The organism is Pseudomonas sp. PA-4-8C, assembly GCF_021606625.1.
Classification (GTDB): Bacteria; Pseudomonadota; Gammaproteobacteria; order Pseudomonadales; family Pseudomonadaceae; genus Aquipseudomonas; species Aquipseudomonas lactis.
Genome location: NZ_WKCD01000291.1, coordinates 1 through 6,922, shown reverse-complemented (window position 1 = coordinate 6,922; position 6,922 = coordinate 1). Strand labels below are relative to the sequence as shown.

General features: G+C 59.1%; 6 protein-coding genes. 1 reads left to right on the top strand and 5 read right to left on the bottom strand.

Annotated elements, in window-relative coordinates:
- Window positions 1–105: 105 nt before the first annotated feature.
- The 3 genes from nth to metG form a co-directional block, all read right to left on the bottom strand.
- Entirely contained in the window at window positions 106–744 is a 639-nt protein-coding gene (gene nth / locus GIW04_RS26175) for an endonuclease III (RefSeq protein ID WP_003188989.1), read from the bottom strand.
- Between the two features lie 60 nt (window positions 745–804).
- On the bottom strand, window positions 805–1,773 hold the full coding sequence (rsxB, locus tag GIW04_RS26170) for an electron transport complex subunit RsxB (protein ID WP_120247574.1): 969 nt from the start codon (window positions 1,771–1,773) through the stop codon (window positions 805–807).
- 87 nt (window positions 1,774–1,860) lie between these two features.
- The gene (gene metG / locus GIW04_RS26165; RefSeq protein ID WP_120247575.1) at window positions 1,861–3,912 is read right to left on the bottom strand and encodes a methionine--tRNA ligase; all 2,052 of its coding nucleotides are present in this window, start codon (window positions 3,910–3,912) and stop codon (window positions 1,861–1,863) included.
- Between the two features lie 172 nt (window positions 3,913–4,084).
- Here metG and apbC point away from each other — a divergent pair, with 172 nt between their 5' ends.
- Window positions 4,085–5,179: an iron-sulfur cluster carrier protein ApbC gene (apbC, locus tag GIW04_RS26160; RefSeq protein ID WP_034135812.1), complete on the top strand. Its 1,095-nt coding sequence runs from the start codon at window positions 4,085–4,087 to the stop codon at window positions 5,177–5,179.
- A 523-nt stretch (window positions 5,180–5,702) separates the two neighbouring features.
- On the opposite strand, the gene fdxA is transcribed toward apbC, so the two are convergent.
- Together fdxA and GIW04_RS26150 are read right to left on the bottom strand one after the other, a co-directional pair.
- Complete coding sequence (gene fdxA / locus GIW04_RS26155; protein ID WP_003172109.1) at window positions 5,703–6,026, bottom strand: ferredoxin FdxA; 324 nt, start codon at window positions 6,024–6,026, stop codon at window positions 5,703–5,705.
- Between the two features lie 142 nt (window positions 6,027–6,168).
- Window positions 6,169–6,922: MutS-related protein (locus tag GIW04_RS26150; protein ID WP_442962808.1), on the bottom strand; the 754-nt coding region annotated here is incomplete at its 5' end.

The window sequence follows — 6,922 nt, the reverse complement described above, 5'->3', positions numbered from 1 at the left end:
GGTCAACTCCAGGCTAAGACTGCCGTTGGGGCTCCTTATAGCGATAATCCGCGGACGGGTAAAAAAGATTTTTTCAATCGTCTGATCACAAAAACCAATGATCGCTCAATCGTCGGAGGTTTTGTCCTTGTATTCGCACAAGTCTTCGATACGGCAGCTCCCACAGCGCGGCTTGCGGGCCTGGCAAACGTAGCGTCCGTGCAGGATCAGCCAATGATGGGAGTCGAGCAAATAGGGCTTGGGCACGAACTTCATCAACTGCTTTTCTACCTCAACCACATTCTTGCCCCGTGCAATGCCGGTTCGGTTGCTGACGCGGAAAATGTGCGTGTCCACCGCCATGGTCAACTGCCGGAATGCCGTATTGAGCACCACGTTCGCCGTTTTGCGGCCCACGCCTGGCAAGGCTTCCAGGGCTTCGCGGGTTTGTGGCACCTCCCCCCCATGCAGCTCCAACAGCAGGCGGCATGTTTCGATCACATTCTTGGCCTTGCTGTTATACAGGCCGATGGTCTTGATGTATTCGGACAGGCCTTCCACACCCAGGGCGTAAATCGCGGCGGGTGTATTGGCCACGGGGTACAACTTCGCCGTGGCCTTGTTGACGCCAACGTCCGTGGATTGAGCCGAGAGGATCACCGCAATCAGTAACTCGAACGGTGAGGAGTAGGCCAATTCGGTTTTCGGTTCCGGATTGTCTTCGTGAAACCTGCGGAAAATTTCCAGGCGTTTTGCGGCATTCATAGGGGCAGGCGTTTCCTTGCAGGCGGTCGGCGTGATGTTAGCAATACACAGTGCAGTGGGTCAGCCGTTGGCCTCGGCATCCTGCAGCGTTTGCTCGGCGGCGTTCAATGCGGCTTTCAAGGTTGCGATTTCATGCGCATCAGCTTGCTGATCCTGAGCCTTTTTCAACGCAGCCCGGCGCATGGCCAACTGGATCTTTGCGCGCTTGAACTCGGTGCTTTTAGCGGCCGTCTTTGGTGGCTGCGGTGAGCTGTTGGCCTCCAGTGCGGCAAGCGCCTGCTCGGATGCCTCGAATTGTCGCTGCAGCATAATCAATTGCGACTGTTGCTCAAAGGTCGGCGGATGCCCAAACGCTTTCAAGGATTTGTGCAACTGCGCGCGACTCATGGCGACGCTGCTTTTGGCCTGCTTGATCGCGGCGTCCTGAGCAGCCTGAGGGTGATCGACCGGTGCCACCTCCATCGGCGCTGTGCGCTTGGCTCTTGCCAGGCGTTCGGCGAGCTTGCAAGCCTCTTCACGTTGCAGGCGGGCGTTACGTTGTTCGAAGCGCCGCCGCGCCCGGTTGCGTTTGAAGTCGCGTGCACGCCGTTCATCATCGTTGCTGGCCAAGTCACCGACGATAGGCAGAACGTCAGCAAGCGGACGCATCTCGATACAGTCGACAGGGCAGGGCGCAACACACAGGTCACAACCGGTGCACTCGTCGACAATCACGGTGTGCATCAGCTTGGCGGCACCCACAATGGCATCCACCGGGCAGGCCTGGATGCATTTGGTACAACCGATGCATTCGGCCTCGCGGATATAGGCGACTTGCGCAGGCGCATCGCCACGGCTCGTGTCCAGGTCCAGTACCGGCAGGCGCAGCAGTTGTGCAAGCCCGACGATGGTTTCCTGCCCGCCGGGCGGGCACTTGTTGATGGCTTCGCCTTTAGCGATGCCTTCTGCGTAAGGTTTGCAACCCGGGTGCCCGCACTTGCCGCATTGAGTCTGCGGCAGCAGCGCGTCGATACGTTGAATGAGGTTCATGCTGTGATCATAGCGTTGACGCCCGGCCCAGGGAGAAGGGCAAGCTGAGAGGCCCCGCCGTAGCAACAGCGGGGCATTTTTCAGAGGTTACTTGATGCGTTGGCCCGGCTTCGCGCCGCTGTCCGGGCTCAGCAGGTAGATTTCTTCGCCGCCAGGGCCGGCCGCCATCACCATGCCTTCGGAAATGCCGAACTTCATTTTCCGTGGCTTGAGGTTGGCGATCATCATGGTCAGGCGACCATCGAGCTTGGACGGGTCCGGGTAAGCGCTCTTGATGCCAGAAAACACGTTGCGCTGTTCGTCGCCGATATCCAGCGTCAGGCGCAGCAGCTTGTCGGCGCCTTCCACGGCTTCGGCCTTGATGATCAGCGCCACGCGCAAATCCACGGCGGCAAAGGCGTCGAAATCGATTTCCGGGGAAATCGGGTCCTTGGCCAGCTCGCCATTGCCCGCCGGCGCGGATTGGCCGGTATCGGTCTGGCTGGCGACCAGGTCTTCTTTCGAAGCGTCGGTCATGGCCTGGACTTTCACCGGGTCAATACGGGTCATCAAGGGCTTGAACGCGTTCAACTGATGATTACCGAGCAAGGTGGTGTGATCGTTCCAGCTCAACGGCGCCACATTGAGGAACGCCTCGGCATCGGCGGCCAGCAACGGCAGCACCGGCTTGAGGAAGATCACCAACTGACGGAACAGGTTGACCCCGGTGGCGCAGATAGCCTGGACTTCAGCTTCCTTGCCTTCCTGCTTGTTCAGGGACCAAGGCGCCTTGTCGGCGATCCAGGCGTTGGCGCGGTCGGCCAGGCCCATGATCTCGCGCATGGCGCGGGCAAAGTCGCGGGCTTCATAAGCGTCGGCGATGCTCGGTGTGGCGGCCAGGAAGGCGTCGGTCAACTCCGGTGCGGCGTTCTCGGCTACCAGTACACCGGCGTTGCCCTTGTGGATAAACCCGGCACAACGGCTGGCGATGTTGACGACTTTGCCCACCAGGTCCGAGTTGACCTTCTGTACGAAGTCTTCCAGGTTCAGGTCCAGGTCGTCCACACCACGGCCCAGCTTGGACGCGTAGTAATAGCGCAGGTATTCCGGCGACAGGTGGTCCAGGTAGGTGCGCGCCTTGATAAAGGTGCCACGGGACTTGGACATTTTCTGGCCGTTGACCGTCAGGTAGCCGTGCACTGCGATGCCGGTCGGCTTGCGGTAGCCCGAGCCTTCAAGCATTGCCGGCCAGAACAGCGCGTGGAAGTTGACGATGTCCTTGCCGATGAAGTGGTACAGCTCGGCGGTGGAGTCCTTGCCCCAGAACGCGTCGAAGTCCAACTCCGGGGTGCGATCGCACAGGTTCTTGAAGCTGGCCATGTAGCCGATCGGCGCGTCCAGCCACACATAGAAGTACTTGCCCGGCTCGCCCGGAATTTCGAAGCCGAAGTACGGCGCGTCGCGGGAGATGTCCCACTGCTGCAGGCCACTGTCGAGCCATTCGGAGAGTTTGTTGGCCACGGCGTCCTGTAAGGTGCCGCTGCGCGTCCAGGTTTGCAGCATTTGCTGGAAATCCGGCAGCTTGAAGAAGAAGTGCTGCGAGTCCTTGAGCACCGGAGTGGCGCCGGAGATCGCTGACTTGGGATCCTTCAAGTCGGTCGGTGCGTAGGTCGCGCCGCATTTTTCGCAGTTGTCGCCGTACTGGTCTTCGGTGCCGCATTTCGGGCAGGTGCCCTTGATGAAACGGTCGGCCAGGAACATTTTCTTTTCCGGGTCGAAATACTGGGTCACCGAACGTTGGTCGATGTGCCCGGCTTCCTTCAACCGCAGGTAGATCTGGCTCGACAGCTCGCGGTTTTCGTCGGAGTGGGTCGAGTGGAAATTGTCGAAGTCCACCAGGAACTCGGCAAAGTCGGCGCTGTGTTCAGCCTGCACATTGGCGATCAGTTGTTCCGGGGTGATGCCTTCCTTTTCGGCGCGCAACATGATGGCCGAACCGTGGGCGTCGTCCGCGCAGACATAAATGCATTGATTGCCGCGATGCTTCTGGAAGCGCACCCACATATCGGTCTGGATGTACTCAAGCATATGGCCAAGATGGATCGAACCATTGGCATAGGGCAGGGCGCTGGTGACGAGGATCTTGCGTGGCTCGGACATGGGGCTCGGCTACTTGATGAAACGGAGGTCGGCCACTATAAAGCGCCGGGAAATTTATTTCACCCCGTGACGCTGTTTCAGAATCTTCCACGCCTTCGAAAGCATGCCGTTCAGCGGCTGGAACGGTTAGGATAGCCGCCTGTTTCAGTCAGTCTTTTTTCGGGAGTAGCCCATGAGCGCCGTCAATCGCGCAGCGGTGGAAGCCGTTCTTCGCCAGTACACCGACCCTTATTTGAACCAGGACCCGGTCAGTGCCGGCTGTGTGCGTGCCATCGAGGTCCAGGGCGACCAGGTGTCGGTGCAGTTGCAACTGGGTTATGCCGCGGGTCTGTTCAAAAGCGGTTGGGCACAGATGCTGCAAATGGCCATCGAGGGCCTCGACGGTGTGGGTTCGGCCAAGGTCGACATCCAATGCGTGATCGCGCCGCACAAGGCCCAGGCGCAGATCCCGGGCCTGGCCAACGTCAAGAATGTGGTGGCGGTGGCGTCCGGCAAGGGCGGCGTGGGTAAATCCACCACCGCGGCCAACCTGGCCCTGGCCCTGGCGCGGGAAGGTGCGCGCGTGGGCATTCTCGATGCCGACATCTACGGGCCGAGCCAGGGCGTGATGTTCGGCATCGCCGAAGGCACACGGCCGAAGGTCAAGGATCAGAAATGGTTTGTGCCCATCGAGTCGCTGGGTGTGGAAGTGATGTCCATGGCGTTTCTCACCGATGACAACACGCCGATGGTCTGGCGCGGGCCGATGGTCTCCGGCGCGTTGCTGCAATTGGTCACACAAACAGCGTGGGGTGACCTCGACTACCTGGTGATCGACATGCCGCCAGGCACCGGTGACATCCAGTTGACCCTGGCGCAGAAAGTGCCGGTGGCCGGTGCGGTGATCGTCACCACGCCCCAGGACCTGGCGTTGCTGGACGCCAGGAAAGGTGTGGAGATGTTCCGCAAGGTCAACATCCCGGTGCTGGGCGTGGTGGAAAACATGGCGGTGCATATCTGTTCCAACTGCGGGCATGCCGAGCATCTGTTCGGTGAGGGCGGGGGCGAGAAGCTCGCTACTCAGTATGGCGTTGAACTGCTGGCATCGTTGCCATTGGCGATGGAGATTCGTGAGCAGGCCGATGGTGGCAAACCTACCGTCGCGGCCGAGGCTGATGGGCAGATTGCGATGATCTATCAGGAGTTGGCCCGTCATGTCGGTGCGCGGATTGTCTTGCAGGAAGCGACGGCACCGGCGATGCCGACCATTACCGTGAGCGACGATTGATTAGGCTGTAACGGATACGCGAAAAGCCTGACGACCCGTGGTGCTCTCGGGTTTTTCGCGAGCGAGCTCGCTCCTACAGGTGGGGTGTGAATAGGGCTTGTTGCTACTTTGCGTAATGCGCGTGTAAGCATTCGCTTACTTTTTCGTAAGTGTTTGGTTTTTTTGGCTGTTGCGTACGTCTTGAAATGACGAAGCTATTATCTATCTTATTGAAAGATAACGATTATTTTCGCGAGTGAGAGCGGTAGAGTTTGTCAGACCGCTGAGGGCATCGCGTTGAACTTCCCTCGGAACGCTCTAACATCAGCCCTGTGTCCACGGATTGGCACAGCCATCAAGGAACGATGGTTTGAAGGAACGTCGCAGGATGCGATTCATCAGGATGATGAAAAGGAATACAGGGACTAGGGAAAAAATGTGGGCGGGTCATACCGCCCCTTTTTTTGCCTGTAGAAAAGTGAATGCAGGCACCCGAACGCAAAAAAGGCCCTCAAGGGGCCTTTTTTTGTTGGGCAGCGGCGCTTTAGCGCTCTAGTTGCTCAATTTTGTTGGGCTTGCCATCCCATTCAGCGGCATCCGGCATCGGATCTTTGCGCTCGGTGATGTTTGGCCACACTTCGGCCAGCTCGACGTTCAATTGAATGAATTGCTCCATGCCCGCAGGCACTTCGTCCTCGGAGAAAATCGCGACGGCCGGGCATTCTGGTTCACACAGGGCGCAGTCGATGCACTCATCCGGGTGGATAACCAGGAAATTCGGGCCTTCGTAGAAGCAGTCCACCGGACAGACTTCTACGCAGTCGGTGTACTTGCACTTGATGCAGTTGTCGGTGACGACGAAGGTCATTTCTAATTTTCTCCTCAGGCGGCGGCAGCGAAACCCCTTATGGTGGGGTTCGCGAGGTTTGAGAGCGATAGTCTGCGGACCAGGCTAAAAGCCCGCAGCATCCCAAACCGCGCGAGATTCTATCAGCTTGCAAGCGTCTGCGTTATATCCGAGTCTTCAGTGCATATAACATTTCGAGCGCTTTACGCGGCGTCAAGTCATCCAGATCAAGCTTTGCCAACTCATCCAGCACTGGATGGGGCAGGCTGGCGAACATATCGCTCTGGTGCGGCGCGGCGGGTTTCTTGCTGGCTTTGGCCGGGCTGGCGACCACCGTTTCATGGGGCAGGGCCGTGGTTTCCAGGCGGCTGAGGTGTTCGCGGGCACGGGTGATCACCTCGTTCGGCACACCGGCCAACTGCGCCACGGCCAGGCCGTAGCTCTGGCTCGCAGGCCCTGGCAGCACATGGTGCAGGAACACGATGCGCTCGTTGTGCTCGGTGGCATTGAGATGCACGTTGGCCACCAGCGGCTCGCTTTCCGGCAACACCGTCAGCTCGAAGTAGTGCGTGGCGAACAGCGTGTACGCACGCAAATGCGCCAAGCGTTCGGCCGCGGCCCAAGCCAGGGACAGGCCGTCGAAGGTGCTGGTACCGCGACCTACTTCGTCCATCAGCACCAGGCTGCGTTCGGTGGCGTTGTGCAGAATGTTGGCGGTTTCGCTCATTTCCACCATAAAGGTCGAACGGCCACCGGCCAGGTCATCGCTGGAGCCGATCCGCGTGAAAATGCGGTCCACCAGGGACAATTCGCAACTGGCTGCGGGTACGAAGCTGCCGATATGCGCCAACAGCACGATCAACGCGGTCTGGCGCATGTAGGTGGATTTACCACCCATGTTCGGACCGGTGATTACC